The 17678-nt window shown below is 40.0% G+C and carries 12 protein-coding genes, 2 tRNA genes and 3 rRNA genes; 9 read left to right on the top strand and 8 right to left on the bottom strand.

Translation table 11 applies throughout. The features are described from left to right. Positions 1–401 precede the first annotated feature (401 nt). Both FK004_RS09305 and FK004_RS09300 read right to left on the bottom strand, forming a co-directional pair. A complete protein-coding gene (locus tag FK004_RS09305) occupies positions 402–2510 on the bottom strand; it encodes a glycoside hydrolase family 97 protein (RefSeq protein WP_108737020.1) in 2109 nt (702 codons plus the stop codon). A 42-nt stretch (positions 2511–2552) separates the two neighbouring features. Continuing rightward, the gene (locus FK004_RS09300) at positions 2553–3161 is read right to left on the bottom strand and encodes a DUF1349 domain-containing protein (protein ID WP_227871572.1); all 609 of its coding nucleotides are present in this window, start codon (positions 3159–3161) and stop codon (positions 2553–2555) included. 281 nt (positions 3162–3442) lie between these two features. On the opposite strand from FK004_RS09300, the gene FK004_RS09295 reads away from it, so the two are divergent. From FK004_RS09295 to FK004_RS09270, 6 genes are all read left to right on the top strand, one after another. Beyond that, entirely contained in the window at positions 3443–4342 is a 900-nt protein-coding gene (locus tag FK004_RS09295; RefSeq protein WP_108737019.1) for an EamA family transporter, read from the top strand. A gap of 173 nt (positions 4343–4515) precedes the next feature. After that, entirely contained in the window at positions 4516–5826 is a 1311-nt protein-coding gene (locus FK004_RS09290) for a sensor histidine kinase (RefSeq protein ID WP_108737018.1), read from the top strand. Positions 5827–5953: 127 nt separating this feature from the next. Next, on the top strand, positions 5954–6307 hold the full coding sequence (locus FK004_RS09285) for a DoxX family protein (protein ID WP_108737017.1): 354 nt from the start codon (positions 5954–5956) through the stop codon (positions 6305–6307). A 220-nt stretch (positions 6308–6527) separates the two neighbouring features. Then, the gene (locus FK004_RS09280; protein WP_108737016.1) at positions 6528–6800 is read left to right on the top strand and encodes a DUF2805 domain-containing protein; all 273 of its coding nucleotides are present in this window, start codon (positions 6528–6530) and stop codon (positions 6798–6800) included. 178 nt (positions 6801–6978) lie between these two features. Next, entirely contained in the window at positions 6979–8826 is a 1848-nt protein-coding gene (locus FK004_RS09275) for a M61 family metallopeptidase (protein WP_108737015.1), read from the top strand. Positions 8827–9084: 258 nt separating this feature from the next. Continuing rightward, the gene (locus FK004_RS09270) at positions 9085–9825 is read left to right on the top strand and encodes a DUF4369 domain-containing protein (RefSeq protein WP_108737014.1); all 741 of its coding nucleotides are present in this window, start codon (positions 9085–9087) and stop codon (positions 9823–9825) included. 165 nt (positions 9826–9990) lie between these two features. Here the strand turns inward: FK004_RS09270 and FK004_RS09265 are convergent, their stop codons facing one another. Beyond that, the gene (locus tag FK004_RS09265; RefSeq protein WP_108737013.1) at positions 9991–10293 is read right to left on the bottom strand and encodes a hypothetical protein; all 303 of its coding nucleotides are present in this window, start codon (positions 10291–10293) and stop codon (positions 9991–9993) included. Positions 10294–10551: 258 nt separating this feature from the next. Between FK004_RS09265 and FK004_RS09260 the strand changes: the two genes are divergently transcribed. The 3 genes from FK004_RS09260 to FK004_RS09250 are packed head-to-tail and all read left to right on the top strand — an operon-like array spanning position 10552 to position 12044. Beyond that, the gene (locus FK004_RS09260; RefSeq protein WP_108737012.1) at positions 10552–10899 is read left to right on the top strand and encodes an ISAon1 family transposase N-terminal region protein; all 348 of its coding nucleotides are present in this window, start codon (positions 10552–10554) and stop codon (positions 10897–10899) included. Next, positions 10892–11875 (top strand): ISAon1 family transposase, encoded by a 984-nt coding sequence (locus FK004_RS09255; protein ID WP_108736800.1) that lies wholly within the window; start codon positions 10892–10894, stop codon positions 11873–11875. Before FK004_RS09260 ends, FK004_RS09255 begins: the two co-directional genes overlap by 8 nt. Then, a complete protein-coding gene (locus tag FK004_RS09250) occupies positions 11868–12044 on the top strand; it encodes a transposase (protein WP_317046935.1) in 177 nt (58 codons plus the stop codon). Before FK004_RS09255 ends, FK004_RS09250 begins: the two co-directional genes overlap by 8 nt. 158 nt (positions 12045–12202) lie before the next feature. On the opposite strand, the gene rrf is transcribed toward FK004_RS09250, so the two are convergent. The 5 genes from rrf to FK004_RS09225 form a co-directional block, all read right to left on the bottom strand. Next, positions 12203–12312 (bottom strand): 5S ribosomal RNA (rrf, locus tag FK004_RS09245). A gap of 154 nt (positions 12313–12466) precedes the next feature. Next, positions 12467–15347 (bottom strand): 23S ribosomal RNA (locus tag FK004_RS09240). Positions 15348–15451: 104 nt separating this feature from the next. Next, positions 15452–15525, bottom strand: a tRNA-Ala gene (locus tag FK004_RS09235). A 94-nt stretch (positions 15526–15619) separates the two neighbouring features. Further along, a tRNA-Ile gene (locus FK004_RS09230) sits at positions 15620–15693 on the bottom strand. Between the two features lie 93 nt (positions 15694–15786). Next, positions 15787–17302, bottom strand: a 16S ribosomal RNA gene (locus tag FK004_RS09225). The 16S, 23S and 5S rRNA genes sit together here with 2 tRNA genes alongside, the layout of an rRNA operon. Positions 17303–17678: the final 376 nt, after the last annotated feature.

Raw genomic sequence — 17678 nt, 5'->3', positions numbered from 1 at the left:
TAAAGCATTACTGATCAATCGATTACAGCCTCGTTAACACGAAACTACCTAATTAATTTTAATTTAAACTATTTATAAATTCCAAATAAAGACCATTACACAATATATCACAAATTTGTTAAAATCATTAACATATAAAGCACAAAACAATCAAAATACTAAAAATAAACACAACATTAAACTAAAAAATAAAATTATAATGAATGAGCAATAAAAAAATTACAATCCATGCATTTGCAGTGCCTAACAGCACTTTGTATTCCCATTATTTCCTGATATTTTAAGATATTGATGAACTTCAATCCTTCTGCTCTATTATCCACACTACTATAAAATTCAAGAGCCCCATACCTTTACAGGAATGGGACTCTCGCTTATTTTTATACGATTAAGAAAGTAACCTATTTTATTGGTTTTACACTAATTGCAGCACCTCCACCCGAAGCCAGGTTTACTTTTACTTTTGTTTTTGAGTTTATTTTCATTTTACGGATCGTATAACTCTGAGGATTCTTGTCGTAGCTTGCCGTTTTACCGTCAGCATAAATTACTGCCTCATAATTCTTTCCTTTCGGAAGGTATTCAAAAGTGATCGTCGCTGTTCTTGGATTTTCATCGGTAATACTACCGATATACCATTCATCTTTATTCTTCGCTTTTCGGGCAATACTAATATAATCCCCAGGTTCTGCTTCTAATATTACTGTTTCATCCCAATCGGCAGCAACATCTTTAATAAACTGAAAAGCATCCATAAATTTAGCATAGGTTTCCGGAAGGTCGGCTGCCATTTGTAACGGACTGTACATCGTAACATATAATGCCAATTGATGTACCAGTGTACTGTGGACAAAAGAAGTATTTTCCGGATTGTAGGCACTAATTTTAGTCTGAAAAATCCCAGGAGTATAATCCATCGGCCCCCCCATTAATCTTGTAAATGGCAGGATGGTCGTATGATCGGGGTTATTCCCACCAAAAGATTCATATTCCGTTCCACGGGCGGATTCATTCGCCAATAGGTTAGGGTAAGTCCTGTTAAGCCCCGTTGGACGTACTGCTTCGTGAGCATTGACCATAATTTTATAATCTGCCGCTTTGGTTATCGCATACAAGTAGTGGTTCACGAGCCATTGTCCATAATGGTGTTCTCCACGGGGAATGATATTTCCTACATATCCGCTTTTCACAGAGTTGTAGCCATTGTCTATCATGAATTTATACGCATCATCCATGTGACGCTCATAATTACGTACGGATCCCGAAGTCTCATGATGCATCATCATTTTTACATTTTTTGAGGCTGCATAACGGTGCAATTCCTGCACATCAAAATCCGGATACGGTGTTATAAAATCAAAAACATAATCTTTTGTTTTTCCAAACCAGTCTTCCCATCCTTCATTCCATCCTTCTACCAGTACAGCATCAAATCCATTTGCTGCGGCAAAATCAATGTATTCTTTTACGTGTTGTGTGTTAGCGGCATGTTTGCCATTCGGTTTCGTTTTAGAATAATCGGTCACGCCAAGCTGTACACTTTCCAGATCATTATAAGCCCAGGTACTTTTGCCTGTAATCATTTCCCACCATACCCCTACATATTTGACAGGTTTAATCCAGGAAACGTCAGCATATTTTGTAGGCTCATTTAAATTCAATATCAATTTGGAAGCTAAAATATCTGTTGCTTTATCACTTACAATGATCGTACGCCAGGGAGATTGGGCTGGAGCCTGAAGGTATCCTTTATCACCAATGGCATCCGGTGTAAGGAAAGATTCCAATACAAAATTGCTATCATTTAGATTAAGGGACATGCACGAATAATCTACCAAAGCGGCTTCATGAATATTAATGTATAAACCATCTTTACTTTTCATCATTAACGGCGTTTGCAGTCCCGTAGGAGAAAAAGTAGTCTGTGAAGCATTCGGCGTAACCGCTGCTTTCATTTTTCCACGTACTTCCGAAAGATTGGAGGTTACCGTACTATATTCCTGGGTATCAAAATCCCCTGGAAGCCAAAATGCTTTATGATCTCCTGCCAGGGCAAATTGTGTTTTCTCTTCTTTAATGATAAAATAACTCAGGTTTTTCTGTTCTGGAAACTCATATCGGAACCCAAGGCCATCATCAAAAAGACGAAAGCGAATTCGAATATAACGGTCTTTTACTGAAGGCTGTGCCAGGGTTACCAATAATTCATTATAGTGGTTCCGTATTGTTTTCTGTTCGCCCAATACCGGATTCCAGGATTCGTCAAATGACGTCTGTACTGCATTACTGATTACAAAACCATTCAGAAAAGAAGGAACATCTTTGGTTTCAATTCCCAATTTACTGGATTTGATTATGGGTTTGTTTTTGTAGCTCAGCTCATAGGTTGGAACACCGTTGTCCTGCAAACTGAATTTAAATTTTAGATTTTTATCCGGCGAGGATAGTTCTTGTGCCTGAAGTCCTAATACGGTGCTTAAAAGCATAAAAATTGTAAGTAACTTATTCATGTGTATTCTTTTCTTTTATTATTTATTTGTTTTCAGTTGTTATTAAATGGCTTTTATTTCAAAATTTTCAAAAGTTACCGGAAACGATACCTTACCTGGAGCAGCAGCGACCATCCCTACTTTTACCGGAACACCCGGAGGAAAATAAGCGAGACGAAGCATTTCATATTTTTCTCCGTCGAATGAGTATTTTATTTCTGCATAATCTCCTTTGCGCAGTACTTTCAGCCATACCGATTTCGGGCTATTATTCCGGGGTACCACCGACCAGTCTGAAACATCACGGGTTACTACCGCACTGATGTTTTGTTTCCCATCTACAAATTCAATCCCGGTTTTAATCCAGTTCTTTTCGTCAATTCGTAGCATGATCCCGGCCTGGTGAAAGAGCTCTGAATAGTTCCCACTTACTTTTACACTCACTTCAAAATCGCCTTTGGTCTCGACGTAATAAAAAGGCCCATTGTCCCGCTTGAACCCATAATGTGTCACTTGCCAGAAGTCAGTATCAGGTTCCACAGTATACGTTAATTTTTTTGCATCTCCTGACCATTTTTTCGGCTGATTCAGCCATTCCATACCCTGATTTTGAGCATGAACTGTGTACAATCCCGCCACCAAAACAGCGAGCATCATCATAATTTTTTTCATGAAATAAAATTTTGAAGTAAAGTGATTCTAATTAAGCCTTTAAAAGTAGGGCTTATTTATTGTTTTGCCTTTACAAAATACAGGATTAACATTCTGGCTGCAAGAAGTGCAATCTTAGGGCAGCACTCGCTTTTTAATCCATTTTATCTTAAATTATAATACATTATTTCCTTTTTTCTTAAATTGATTTCAATTATATCCTCATAGGAATAAACTGTAAGGATTCTTCAGTAAAACAAACTTATCTGACTATCTTTGTCGGCTTTTTAATTTGAAAAAACATGTCAGGAAATACTACTTTTAAGGGAATACTATTAGTCGCATTAGGAGCATCCAGTTATGGAATGCTGGCCACTTTTGTAAAAATGGCTTATGATGAAGGCTACACTACTTCAGAAGTTACGCTATCCCAATTTGCCCTAGGTATACTCGGTATGCTGCTTATCAATCTGGTACAACGCAGCCGCAAAAAAAACACTGTCATTGCCCCTACACGCAAAAATATCATTCAGCTTATGGCTGCCGGAACTTCTTTGGGTTTTACCAGCCTCTTCTATTATTTGGCAGTACGTTATATTCCGGTATCTATTGGTATTGTCTTATTGATGCAAACCGTTTGGATGAGTGTCGTATTGGAAATGACCCTGACTAAAAAATTACCTTCTGTACAAAAAATCGTCTCTACCCTCATTGTACTCGCCGGTACTGTTTTAGCGACCAATATTCTTAAAAACGAAGTTGCACTGGACTGGAGAGGAATCATGTGGGGCGTTATGGCTGCTGTTTCGTTTACTATGACTATGTTTACATCCAACAGGATTGCAACAGAGTTATCTTCTGCACAACGAAGCCTGTTCATGCTTATTGGTGGATCAGTAGTGATTACGGGCTTTGCCATCTACAGCTATGAAGGTTCCTTCAACTTTGACATCCTCCTGCGATGGGGTATTATCTTATCCTTATTTGGTACCATCATCCCTCCAATGTTGTTGACGGCAGGTTTTCCCAAAACCGGAATCGGACTGGGAAGTATTGTTTCCTCATTGGAACTCCCGGTTTCTGTCATGATGGCCTATGTACTCCTTAAAGAACCTGTAAACGCATTGCAATGGTTAGGGATCGTATTAATATTACTGGCAATTGTGATTATGAATATCCGATTTGGGAAACGACAAGCCTGATCACCCGTTGCTTTTTTTATACTAATTCAATTTATACGTTTTGGCTCCTTTAAACAGTGGTTAAATTTAAATTTGTTTTAATGATTTCTATAATACATTGAGAATAAAAACTTTATTTTGCATTTCTATTCTCACCTATTACCTATCTGAAATAAATAATTCCACGCTGTTCTATGACAAAACTGTCTCTTAAAAGTAAAGTAGATTTTATTTTTATCATTATTATCGGGATTTTTGCGATTCTGGTATATTCTACCCGCAATCAATCCCAGCTTGCACGGGATAGCCGGATGATTGTACATCATACAAGTTCCATTAATACGGTACTCGAAAAAATATTATCCAGTACTATTGATTTAGAAACCGGAAGCCGTGGATATACTATTACAGGAAATGAAAATTACCTGGAAGTATACAACCAGGGGCATAAAAATCTCGAAATATGGCTCGATTCGCTTCGCGCTATGAATGAGCTCAACAGGGGCCAGGTGCTTAAGCTCGATACTTTGGAACGCCTCATTGAATCCAAAAAACAAATTAGCGCCCTCACCATTAAAACCCGTAAAGAATCGGGAATGGACGCTGCTGCTGCCATAACAAAAGCAGGACGGGGCAAAGAAATTATGGATTCTATCCGAAAATCTGTGGCCGCCTATCAGAATCAGTCGGTAAAATTACTTTCTGCCAACCTGAATCAATCGGAAGTTCATGTCAAATCCCGCAATTGGAATTTTACCCTTTTTGCAATCTGTACTTTTGCAATTCTATTTTTCGCTTACCTTCAAATCCGTAAAAATACAGAACGCCTGATTTTAGAAAAAATCATACAGACCAACCTGATGACAGAGCTTACAGTACAAAATCAGCAGCTGAATGACTTCGCCAATATTACCATTCACGATTTAAGATCACCAGCTGGCAATATTACTTCCTTAGTAGCAACAATGGAACAGGACAGTACGCTGGAAGAATACAAAGTGATTTTTTCAATGCTACGAAAAGTGGCACAAAATCTAAATGAATCACTGAACCAGCTTATCGAGGTGCTGCACCTCAAAAAGAATAAAATCATACAACAGGAATTATTAGTCTTTCAGGATTGTTATTCCCGTACTATTGAATCTTTACAGGGAGAAATCCTAAAATCCAATGCCCTTATCAAGGCTGATTTTTCCCAGATCAATTCCATCATGTATTCTAAAATATACCTCGAAAGTATTTTTCAGAATCTCATCAGTAATGCGCTGAAATACCGGGATCCTAATCGAAGACCGGAAATCACAATTCATACAGAAATAACGAAGCAAACCATACTATTACATGTAAGTGATAATGGACTGGGCATTGATATGTCTAAAAATGGATCGAAACTCTTCGGAATGAAACAGATATTCCACAATCATCCTGAAGCAAAAGGTATAGGCCTTTTCATTGTGAAGACGCAAATTGAAAATATGAAAGGTAGAATTTCAGTACAAAGCTAGGTCGGCAAAGGTTCTGTTTTCACGGTACAATTCCTATTGTAAGGGCATAGCAAAAATAAAATACAGCGCTGTCATACCCTTACTCCTGAATTTAATTGGTTATATTTATACTTAAAAACCATCCCGTATGACGCTTCCCTGGCATCTTTATCTTATGGCCTTCATTTATTTTTTTGCAGGCCTTAACCATTTTCGTGTACCACGCCTGTATGCAAAAATGATCCCGCCCTATATTAAATCCCCCGTATTAATGAACCAACTGAGTGGTGCCGCAGAGATTATACTGGGCATCGCCTTGTGTATTCCTGCTATTTCAAGCTATTCAGCCTGGGGTATCATACTGTTGCTAATTGCAGTGTTTCCTGCCAATATCCAAATGCTAACCGATCACAAAGCCGCATTGGGACTGCCCAAATGGCTGCTAATCGTTCGGCTGCCCCTTCAATTAGTACTCATGTATTGGGCGTATCTTTATACCTAATCCATAATTGCAAGAACGAAATTATTATAAAAAACTGCTGAATTGTACCTGCACATTATAGCGTTTTTATTTCAATAAAATCAGCTGTAATTAGGCACCAAAACACTGGTTCTTACGACTTAAATATTTTTTTTAACTTTTTGCAAAGTGATTATTTTTTTTATTAATATTGGGAATAATTAACAATTAAAAAAAGTGATCCGGATTAATTATTCGCGCAATGAAAAAAAGTAAAATAGTAGAACTTGATAACGAACAGATCGAGAAAGTTATCAAAATAGCCTTGGAGGAAAAAAAACCTTTTGAGCTCCTTAAAAAGGAATATGGAATTAATGAGAAAGAAGTTTCTGATCTGATGCAGAAAAAACTTTCCCCTGATAATTATACCCTCTGGAAGAAAAAAAATGCGCCTAAAAAACCCAAACCACTGTCCCGTGATAATTTTGATGATGATCTGGATGGTAAATACTATATAAAAAATAAATTGGATTAATTCCTTCAAGGCCTGTAATACTATATATTGCAGGCCTTTTTGTTAAAACACGTACTATCTATAGCTGAAATTACATTTTAGGAAAATATTATTGCCCTTTCTAATTTTGTTCTCTAAAAATTGCTGTTAATTTGTAACAATTAAGCACTATCACCTACTTATTTATAAAAATCAAAACATGAAAAAAATACTGTATACTGCTGCACTTTTATCGATGCTATGGAGTTGTAAACCTGGTCAACAGACAACATCAGGCACTTCAAAATCCGACGAAGTACAGGTTACTCTCGATCTGCAAAATGTCAAAGATGATAAAGTGGCCGTTACCGTCATTACACCAAAATTCACTACCGAACAGGCTACCTATCATCTTCCCAAAATTGTTCCCGGAACCTATTCCGAAGATGATTATGGCCGCTTTATCGATGATCTGAAAGCTTACGATGCCAAAGGCAATTTACTTACAGTAACCAAAGGTGATGTGAATACCTGGACCGTATCCAATGCAAAAGCATTAACTAAAATCACCTACCTTGTTAACGACACTTACGATATTGAAACGACACATGAGATTTTTTCTCCTGCCGGAACAAATATCTCCCCGGACAATTATATGATCAATACTCATGGTTTTATAGGGTATTTTGACACCAAAACAGAAACACCCTACCAACTTACGGTATTGCACCCGACAACACTTTGGGGTGCCACTTCTATGACCGATACCGATGCCAGTACAACATCGGATGTTTTTACCACAGCGCGTTATGCTGAGCTGGTAGAAAATCCTATCATGTATGCGAAACCGGATTATACTACTTTCACTGTTGAAGGAATGGATATCCTGATCAGCGTTTATTCTCCTAATGGCCTGATTACGGCAGAAAGCATCACTCCGGAGATGAAAACTATGATAACGGCACAAAAACGGTTTTTAGGCAAATTCAATGCTACAAAAAAATACAGCGTCCTTATTTACCTTTCTGATATGGAAAAAAGCGATGCACACGGATTTGGTGCATTAGAACATCCTACAGCTACAACGGTTGTTATGCCGGAAGCCATGCCGAAAGACCAACTTGTAGAGAGTTTAAAAGATATTGTATCCCATGAGTTTTTCCATATTGTTACACCTTTGAGCATCCATTCCAAAGAAATTCAGTATTTCGATTATAACAATCCGAAAATGTCAGAGCATTTATGGATGTATGAAGGCATCACAGAATATTTCGCCAATCTTTTTCAGGTAAATCAGGGATTGATTACGGAAGATGATTTTTACCACCGCATGGCAGAAAAAATAGTCAATTCAAAACGTTATGATGACACCATGCCCTTTACAAAAATGAGCCGGGACGTTTTGAAAAAGCCCTATAAAGATGCTTATGCCAACGTATATGAAAAAGGAGCCCTAATCGCAATGTGCCTTGATATACAGATTCGCGAAAGCAGCAATGGCCAAAGAGGAATCTTAGATTTAATGCAAAAATTGTCTAAAGAATACGGTAACAGCAAGCCTTTTAATGACAGCGAGTTATTTGCAAAAGTTACCGAGCTTACCTATCCTGAAGTGGGCGCTTTCCTGGATAAATATGTTGCAGGCAATACACCGATTCCTTATGCCACCTATTTTGCTAAAATGGGCGTTAGCGAGGCGACAACGAAAGTACCTGAAAATGTTTTCCTAAAAGACGGTTCTCCTTTCATCACGATCAATCCGGATACTAAAGAAATTCTTTTTGTACCTGGCGCACCATTAAATGAATTTTTTACCACTTTAGGCGCTAAAGGTGGAGATATTTTGGCTTCTTTCAATGGCACAAGTTATAATCAGGACACGATTTATGAAATGATTATGTCCAGCGAAAACTTAAAGCAGAATGATCCTGTAACAGTTACCGTAAAACGCAATGGAAAAGAAATAGTACTTAAAGGCAAAGCCAAGTTAAGCATGGTTGATTCCAAAGGCCTCCAGGCAACAGATAATGCCAAAACAGCACTAAGAGAGTCCTGGCTAAAAGGATAATTTTAATTCCTGTTAGATTATACAGCACCCGGATAGTTCACACTATCCGGGTGTTTTATTTAGTATCATTTTTAACCTATCAGGTGCTAAAGATCATAATTGATTGCAAATCCAAAAATTCATTTCCAAACCAGCTCTCTATCCATTAAAAGAGAAATAGAATAAGTTTTAGCACTACAACTTCAAGGATTTTGGTATAAGAACATTCCAATTATTTTGCTTATTTTGCAGCCAATTAAAAAGGAAATTTAATACTTTATGAAAAAGACATTTATAGCCTTATTGGCTTTATGCACATTTATCGCCTGTACTAAAGAGAAGACTAATTTACACCTCACCGGAAATGTAAAAGGCCTTACACAGGGAACATTATACATCAAGAAAATACAGGATAGTGTCTTAGTAAGTCTTGACACCATAAAAATTGATGGTGATTCCAATTTCAAAGCTGATCTGTATGTGGAAACACCTGAATTATACTATCTATTTTTAGACAGAGGTGTCACCAATTCATTAGACAACAGTATTCTTTTCTTTGCTGAACCTGGGAAAATGAACATACAAACTGAATTGGAAGGTTTCCTGACTAAAGCTAAAATTACAGGATCTGAAAACCAGAAACTATTTGAGGAATTCAAAAAAATGAAATCCCGCTTCAATGATCAAAATCTGGCTTTAGTAGAAAAAGGAATACGGGCCTCGATGAAAAATGATACAGCCACTTTAGACAGTATCAATAAAGAACAGGACAAATTAACGATCAGAACCTATCGTTTTACGGCTAACTATGCACTAACGCATGGCAACTATGAAATTGCCCCTTATTTAGCTTTATCTGAGATCTATGATATGAATACGAAGTATTTGGATACCATTCAAAAAACAATGTCTCCAAAAGTAGCAGCATCCAAATATGGAAAATTACTTACGAAGTTTGTTGCAGACCGTAAGAAAGATGATACTGCAGCCTCCAAAGCCAAGGAAATCGCCAAGCCTTAAAGTACCATTTATACCTCTATACCAAAAGCCCTCTTTAATTAAAAAAGAGGGCTTTTTCTATTTGAATTCAAAGCAAGATTATAGATAGTTTCCAAACAACAGAAAAGCCAATGATTTCGATCATTGGCTTTTCTGTTGTTTGGTTAGAACTGTTAGTGCTTTTTTTTAAGCTTCCTTCACAAATTCACCGGCAGCGGTGAAGAGAGCCGTTACTTTTTGTCCGTCTTTCGAGAGTACTAATTTGTATTCTCCATCAGCAGCTACATACGCTTCTTCCATGCTGTAACCTCCATATTTTTTAGAGATATTCTGAAGCGCTTCCTGGGATACTTCCGATCCGTCGATTCTTTTATATTCTTTCTCCTGATGGATAGTAGTGTTGGTAGTTGTGGATTCAGTTACTGTGTTAGCAGAGGCATTAAACGATAAGGCGATTACTAAAGCGGCTGTTAAAAATAAATTTTTCATAATGCTATATTTTAAGATTATACTTGTTCTCTGTATAATCAGTATGAAAGAACTATACCAAAGCATTCCGTTTTATTAAAGCCACTTACTTAATAGCTATATTACAGCGCTTTATGGCATTTTCGTGCGATATATTGAAATCTAAAAAAGCAGTTTTATTTCTACACTATGTGGAAGCAGTACACAAAAGGGATCAAGAACAAAACTTGGGGAGGAATGTCAAAATAAAATCAGAAATTTGCAATCTAAGAATTTGATATGACCCCTATAGAGCTTTTGAAGTTTATGCTTCCTGATTTTTTAGTTGACCATTTTGAAGTGGTTTCTTCTACTAATACAGAAGAAATATTACACCTATACTTTGAAGAGCATGCCAAACCTCCGTCAGAATTTAATGGACTTCAGTTAATCTCAAAGGGTTTCCAGGATGAGATCACTATTCAGGACTTTCCTTTGAGAGGGAAGTTTGTGTATCTACACATCAAAAGACGTCGCTGGACCAATAAAGACACAAGTGAGATCGTTAAAAGAGATTGGAATCTAGTTGCCAAGGGAACCCGCATGACTCAGGAGTTTGCGGCTTTTTTAAAAGAAATTAATAGATAAAACTGCTATTGACTGTCATACCATTGGAGGTTTCTTTGGAGTCAATGGGAAAAAATTACAAAGACAATACAAAAAATATTTAAGCTCCTTTAGTACGTGGGCTCCACGTGAACATGCACATGAGTGGATTATTTATCCTGAAAATATAGGTACCCACTTGTCAATTGATGAAGTAGCCTTGTCTCAGGGTGAGCTTTTTACTATTGTAACCAATAAGGAAGCTAGAGGTAAAAAAGGTTGCCTAGTTGCTATTGTTGCAGGGACAAAGGCAGATCAGGTCATTGAACATATCTGTAAAATTGATTACAAAAAAAGAAGTTGGGTTCAAGAAATAACACTTGACATGGCTAATTCCATGAAGTTGATTTCCAAAAAATGTTTTCCAAAAGCGGTACAGGTGACCGATAGATTTCATGTTCAAAAATTGGCTCTAGAAGCATTACAGGAGATTAGAATAAAATATCGTTGGGAAGCGATGGATACTGAGAATCGATTGATATTACAAGCGAAAAGAGAAAACAAAACTTATCGCCCAGATCTTTTATCTAATGGAGACTCTGTAAAACAGTTGCTCGCCAGAAGTAGATATGTTCTTTATAAATCCCGCAATAAATGGACCGAAAGACAAAATGAACGAGCCCAATTGTTATTTAGCTTATATCCCGATATTAAAAAAGCATACAGTTTAACCCAACAACTACGAGGTATTTACAACAATCATAACAATAAACACGTTGCGATGACAAAACTGGCACATTGGTACAGGAATGTAGAGGAGTCAGGGTTTAAAAATTTTAATATCCTTTTAAATACTATAACGGTTAATTACCAGTCAATCTTAAACTATTTTGACAATAGAAGTACAAATGCTTCAGCAGAATCTTTTAATGCTAAAGTAAAAGCATTTAGAAGTCAATTTAGAGGAGTGCGTAAAGTAGATTTCTTCTTATTTAGATTATCTAATCTTTTTGGGTAATCCCCAAGCTTTGCGTTTGATCCAGTCAATCTTAAACTATTTTGACAATAGAAGTACAAATGCTTCAGCAGAATCTTTTAATGCTAAAGTAAAAGCATTTAGAAGTCAATTTAGAGGAGTGCGTAAAGTAGATTTCTTCTTATTTAGATTATCTAATCTTTTTGGGTAATCCCCAAGCTTTGCGTTTGATCCTAGTTTTGTTTTGTTTTGTTTTGTTTTGTTTTGTTTTGTTTTGTTTTGTTTTGTTTTGTTTTGTTTTGTTTTGTTTTGTTGTACAGAAGTTTGTAAAACAAAAAACCCTTCATCATAGATGAAGGGTTTTTAAAAGAAAGGCGACGACATACTCTCCCACATAACTGCAGTACCATCTGCGCAGGCGGGCTTAACTTCTCTGTTCGGGATGGGAAGAGGTGAGCCCCGCCGCAATAACCACCTTAAGTCGTTACAATTGCTTTGGGCAATCTTTCTATTATTAATACACCATAAATTGATGCAAAACAACAGACAATATCTTAACATACTGAGATAAAGAAAGTATTTTTATTTACTATTTTTAGAAAGTTGCACCCTCCCGGTTCCCCGGGAGGATTCGTACATAAGCTTACGGGTTATTAGTACTACTCGACTATGACATTACTGCCTTTACATCTATAGCCTATCAACGTGGTCATCTTCCACGACCCTTAAAAGAAATCTCATCTTGTGGTGGGTTTCGCGCTTATATGCTTTCAGCGCTTATCCCTTCCAAACGTAGCTACTCTGCGATGCCCCTGGCGGGACAACAGATACACTAGAGGTTTGTCCAACTCGGTCCTCTCGTACTAGAGTCAGATCCACTCAAATTTCTAACGCCCACAGTAGATAGAGACCGAACTGTCTCACGACGTTCTGAACCCAGCTCGCGTGCCACTTTAATGGGCGAACAGCCCAACCCTTGGGACCTTCTCCAGCCCCAGGATGTGACGAGCCGACATCGAGGTGCCAAACCCCCCGTCGATATGAGCTCTTGGGGGAGATCAGCCTGTTATCCCCGGCGTACCTTTTATCCTTTGAGCGATGGCCCTTCCATGCGGAACCACCGGATCACTATGCTCTACTTTCGTACCTGATCGACCTGTATGTCTCTCAGTCAAGCTCCCTTATGCCATTGCACTCTACGCACGGTTACCAAGCGTACTGAGGGAACCTTTAGAAGCCTCCGTTACTCTTTTGGAGGCGACCACCCCAGTCAAACTACCCACCAAGCAATGTCCCCCGCAATACGGGGTTAGGCTTCAGATAAGCAAAGGGTGGTATTTCAACAATGACTAACCAACGCCTGGCGACGCTGGATCGAAGTCTCCCACCTATCCTACACATCACTTATCCAAAGTCAATACTAAGCTATAGTAAAGGTGCACAGGGTCTTTTCGTCCCACTGCGGGTAATCGGCATCTTCACCGATACTACAATTTCACCGAGCTCATGGCTGAGACAGTGTCCAGATCGTTACACCATTCGTGCAGGTCGGAACTTACCCGACAAGGAATTTCGCTACCTTAGGACCGTTATAGTTACGGCCGCCGTTTACTGGGGCTTCAATTCAATGCTTCTCCGAAGATAACATCTCCTCTTAACCTTCCAGCACCGGGCAGGTGTCAGGCCCTATACTTCATCTTACGATTTTGCAGAGCCCTGTGTTTTTGATAAACAGTCGCCTGGACCTCTTCACTGCGGCCAGCTTGCGCTGGCGACCTTTCTCCCGAAGTTACAGGTCTATTTTGCCTAATTCCTTAGCCATGAATCTCTCGAGCACCTTAGGATTCTCTCCTCGACTACCTGTGTCGGTTTACGGTACGGGTACTAATAACCTGAAGTTTAGAGGTTTTTCTTGGAAGCCCTTAGGTGTACTATCTCTTTGTCCGAAGACTCCGAGTACTATCGGCCTTTGCCATTCTCAACGGATTTGCCTATCGAGAATATAGCTACAGCCTTCAACGAACTATTCCGTCAGTTCGCGACACTTTCATCACTCCGTCACCCCATCACAGTTATCAGTAGTACGGGAATATTAACCCGTTGGCCATCGACTGTCCCTTTCGGGTTCGCCTTAGGACCCGACTAACCCTCAGCTGATTAGCATAGCTGAGGAAACCTTAGTCTTTCGGTGTGCGGGTTTCTCGCCCGCATTATCGTTACTTATGCCTACATTTTCTTTTCTAACCGGTCCAGCATACCTCACGATACACCTTCGGCCCTGTTAGAATGCTCCCCTACCACTTGTAATAAATTACAAATCCATAGCTTCGGTAATATGCTTATGCCCGATTATTATCCATGCTCGTCCGCTCGACTAGTGAGCTGTTACGCACTCTTTAAATGAATGGCTGCTTCCAAGCCAACATCCTAGCTGTCTGGGCAGACAAACCTCGTTTTTTCAACTTAGCATATATTTGGGGACCTTAGCTGATGGTCTGGGTTCTTTCCCTCTCGGACATGGACCTTAGCACCCATGCCCTCACTGTTAGTGAACATTATATAGCATTCGGAGTTTGTCAGGAATTGGTAGGCGGTGAAGCCCCCGCATCCAATCAGTAGCTCTACCTCTATATAACTTTATAACTAACGCTGCACCTAAATGCATTTCGGGGAGTACGAGCTATTTCCGAGTTTGATTGGCCTTTCACCCCTACCCACAGGTCATCCGAAGACTTTTCAACGTCAACCGGTTCGGACCTCCACTATGTGTTACCACAGCTTCATCCTGCCCATGGGTAGATCACACGGTTTCGCGTCTAACACTACTGACTAAAGCGCCCTATTCAGACTCGCTTTCGCTACGGATCCGTGGCTTAACCACTTATCCTTGCCAGCAACGTTAACTCGTAGGCTCATTATGCAAAAGGCACGCCGTCACCCCACGAAAGGGCTCCGACCGCTTGTAAGCGTATGGTTTCAGGATCTATTTCACTCCGTTATTCACGGTTCTTTTCACCTTTCCCTCACGGTACTGGTTCACTATCGGTCTCTCAGGAGTATTTAGCCTTAGCGGATGGTCCCGCCAAATTCAGACAGGGTTTCACGTGCCCCGCCCTACTCAGGATACCACTATTCTTATCTTCTATTACTAATACGGGACTATCACCCTCTATGGTTTAACTTTCCAGTTAATTCTTATTCTATCCGCAAGAAATCGCGTGGTCCTACAACCCCAAAATTGCCGTAACAACTTTGGTTTGGGCTAATCCGCGTTCGCTCGCCACTACTTACGGAATCACTTTTGTTTTCTTCTCCTCCGCCTACTTAGATGTTTCAGTTCAGCGGGTTTGCTCACCTATCGGTGTGGCATGTCTTCAACATACCGGGTTGCCCCATTCGGATATCTACGGATCAAGTCGTGTGTGCCGATCCCCGTAGCTTTTCGCAGCTTATCACGTCCTTCATCGCCTCTGAGAGCCTAGGCATTCCCCATACGCCCTTATTTTGCTTATTGTACTTTCTCTTTACATATTACTATGTAAAAAATTGTGCTTTCTACTTTTTAATATTTTTCTTATCTCAATATGTCAATGAACTTTTTTCACTCTACGTGAATTGTGGAGAATATCGGAGTCGAACCGATGACCTCCTGCGTGCAAGGCAGGCGCTCTAGCCAGCTGAGCTAATCCCCCATTTCCTAATTTTAAATTATGAATGTTGAATTTTGAATTAATGGTAATTCATACTCATACTTCTAAAATTTCCTTTTAATTAAGCTTAAAATAGTAGTCCCGGGCAGACTCGAACTGCCGACCCCTACATTATCAGTGTAGTACTCTAACCAGCTGAGCTACGAGACTCTGTTTTTTTGCTTAATTTGTATTATTTGAACTAACAGCGAGAGTAATGCATCATATACATCATAAAGAGCTTCATTTTACGTCTTTCTCTAGAAAGGAGGTGTTCCAGCCGCACCTTCCGGTACGGCTACCTTGTTACGACTTAGCCCCAGTTACCAGTTTTACCCTAGGCAGCTCCTTGCGGTCACCGACTTCAGGTACCCCCAGCTTCCATGGCTTGACGGGCGGTGTGTACAAGGCCCGGGAACGTATTCACCGGATCATGGCTGATATCCGATTACTAGCGATTCCAGCTTCACGGAGTCGAGTTGCAGACTCCGATCCGAACTGTGAACGGTTTTATAGATTCGCTCCTGGTCGCCCAGTGGCTGCTCTCTGTACCGTCCATTGTAGCACGTGTGTAGCCCAAGGCGTAAGGGCCGTGATGATTTGACGTCATCCCCACCTTCCTCTCAGTTTGCACTGGCAGTCTCGTTAGAGTTCCCGACATGACTCGCTGGCAACTAACGACAGGGGTTGCGCTCGTTATAGGACTTAACCTGACACCTCACGGCACGAGCTGACGACAACCATGCAGCACCTTGTAAATTGTCCGAAGAAAAAACTGTTTCCAGTCCTGTCAATCTACATTTAAGCCTTGGTAAGGTTCCTCGCGTATCATCGAATTAAACCACATGCTCCACCGCTTGTGCGGGCCCCCGTCAATTCCTTTGAGTTTCATTCTTGCGAACGTACTCCCCAGGTGGGATACTTATCACTTTCGCTTAGCCACTCAGATTTGCACCCGAACAGCTAGTATCCATCGTTTACGGCGTGGACTACCAGGGTATCTAATCCTGTTCGCTACCCACGCTTTCGTCCATCAGCGTCAATATATTAGTAGTAACCTGCCTTCGCAATCGGTATTCCATGTAATATCTAAGCATTTCACCGCTACACTACATATTCTAGTTACTTCCTAATAATTCAAGCCCTGCAGTATCAATGGCAATTTCCCGGTTGAGCCGGGAGATTTCACCACTGACTTACGAGGCCGCCTACGGACCCTTTAAACCCAATGATTCCGGATAACGCTTGGATCCTCCGTATTACCGCGGCTGCTGGCACGGAGTTAGCCGATCCTTATTCCTACGGTACCGTCAATCTGGCTCACGAGCCAGGGTTTCTTCCCGTATAAAAGCAGTTTACAATCCATAGGACCGTCATCCTGCACGCGGCATGGCTGGATCAGGCTTGCGCCCATTGTCCAATATTCCTCACTGCTGCCTCCCGTAGGAGTCTGGTCCGTGTCTCAGTACCAGTGTGGGGGATCTCCCTCTCAGGACCCCTACCCATCGTTGCCTTGGTATGCCGTTACCATACCAACTAGCTAATGGGACGCATGCTCATCTTTTACCGATAAATCTTTAATTATTAAATGATGCCACTCAATAATACTATAAGGTATTAATCCAAATTTCTCTGGGCTATCCCTTTGTAAAAGGTAGATTGCATACGCGTTACGCACCCGTGCGCCGGTCTCTGGTTCCGAAGAACCATACCCCTCGACTTGCATGTGTTAAGCCTGCCGCTAGCGTTCATCCTGAGCCAGGATCAAACTCTTCATCGTATAATTTTAATAATTTGTCGACGAAAATTTTAGCGTATTCTTTACTACTTATAGTAGCCTTACTCTCTCTTATTTGCTGTCAATTCAATATGTCTATGAACGTGTCTTCTTGTGTTTCGCTTGTCTCTCAAAGCGGCTGCAAAACTACATCTTTCGTTTCTATCTCGCAAGCTTTTTTTGAAGTTTTTTTTTCGGAAGATTTAATACCTCCTTTTCCTTCTATTACTTACTCAATCTTTCAACGAACTTCCCGTGTTTTGCGGAGCGCAAAGGTAAATCATCTCTTTATTTCTGACAAGCTTTTTGTAAAGTATTTTTTCAATCCTTGTACTACAACTCATCTCAATATAATTATGAACTCGCCCTTATTGCGGGT

Source organism: Flavobacterium kingsejongi, assembly GCF_003076475.1.
Classification (GTDB): Bacteria; Bacteroidota; Bacteroidia; order Flavobacteriales; family Flavobacteriaceae; genus Flavobacterium; species Flavobacterium kingsejongi.
This window is presented reverse-complemented; position numbering and strand designations above follow the sequence as displayed.

Coding starts and splice junctions, on each gene's coding strand:
- FK004_RS09260 (WP_108737012.1), top strand. CDS start 10,552: ATGACCCCTATAGAGCTTTTGAAGTTTATGCTTCCTGATTTTTTAGTT.
- FK004_RS09295 (WP_108737019.1), top strand. CDS start 3,443: ATGTCAGGAAATACTACTTTTAAGGGAATACTATTAGTCGCATTAGGA.
- FK004_RS09270 (WP_108737014.1), top strand. CDS start 9,085: ATGAAAAAGACATTTATAGCCTTATTGGCTTTATGCACATTTATCGCC.
- FK004_RS09280 (WP_108737016.1), top strand. CDS start 6,528: ATGAAAAAAAGTAAAATAGTAGAACTTGATAACGAACAGATCGAGAAA.
- FK004_RS09285 (WP_108737017.1), top strand. CDS start 5,954: ATGACGCTTCCCTGGCATCTTTATCTTATGGCCTTCATTTATTTTTTT.
- FK004_RS09290 (WP_108737018.1), top strand. CDS start 4,516: ATGACAAAACTGTCTCTTAAAAGTAAAGTAGATTTTATTTTTATCATT.
- FK004_RS09275 (WP_108737015.1), top strand. CDS start 6,979: ATGAAAAAAATACTGTATACTGCTGCACTTTTATCGATGCTATGGAGT.
- FK004_RS09265 (WP_108737013.1), bottom strand. CDS start 10,293: ATGAAAAATTTATTTTTAACAGCCGCTTTAGTAATCGCCTTATCGTTT.
- FK004_RS09300 (WP_227871572.1), bottom strand. CDS start 3,161: ATGAAAAAAATTATGATGATGCTCGCTGTTTTGGTGGCGGGATTGTAC.
- FK004_RS09305 (WP_108737020.1), bottom strand. CDS start 2,510: ATGAATAAGTTACTTACAATTTTTATGCTTTTAAGCACCGTATTAGGA.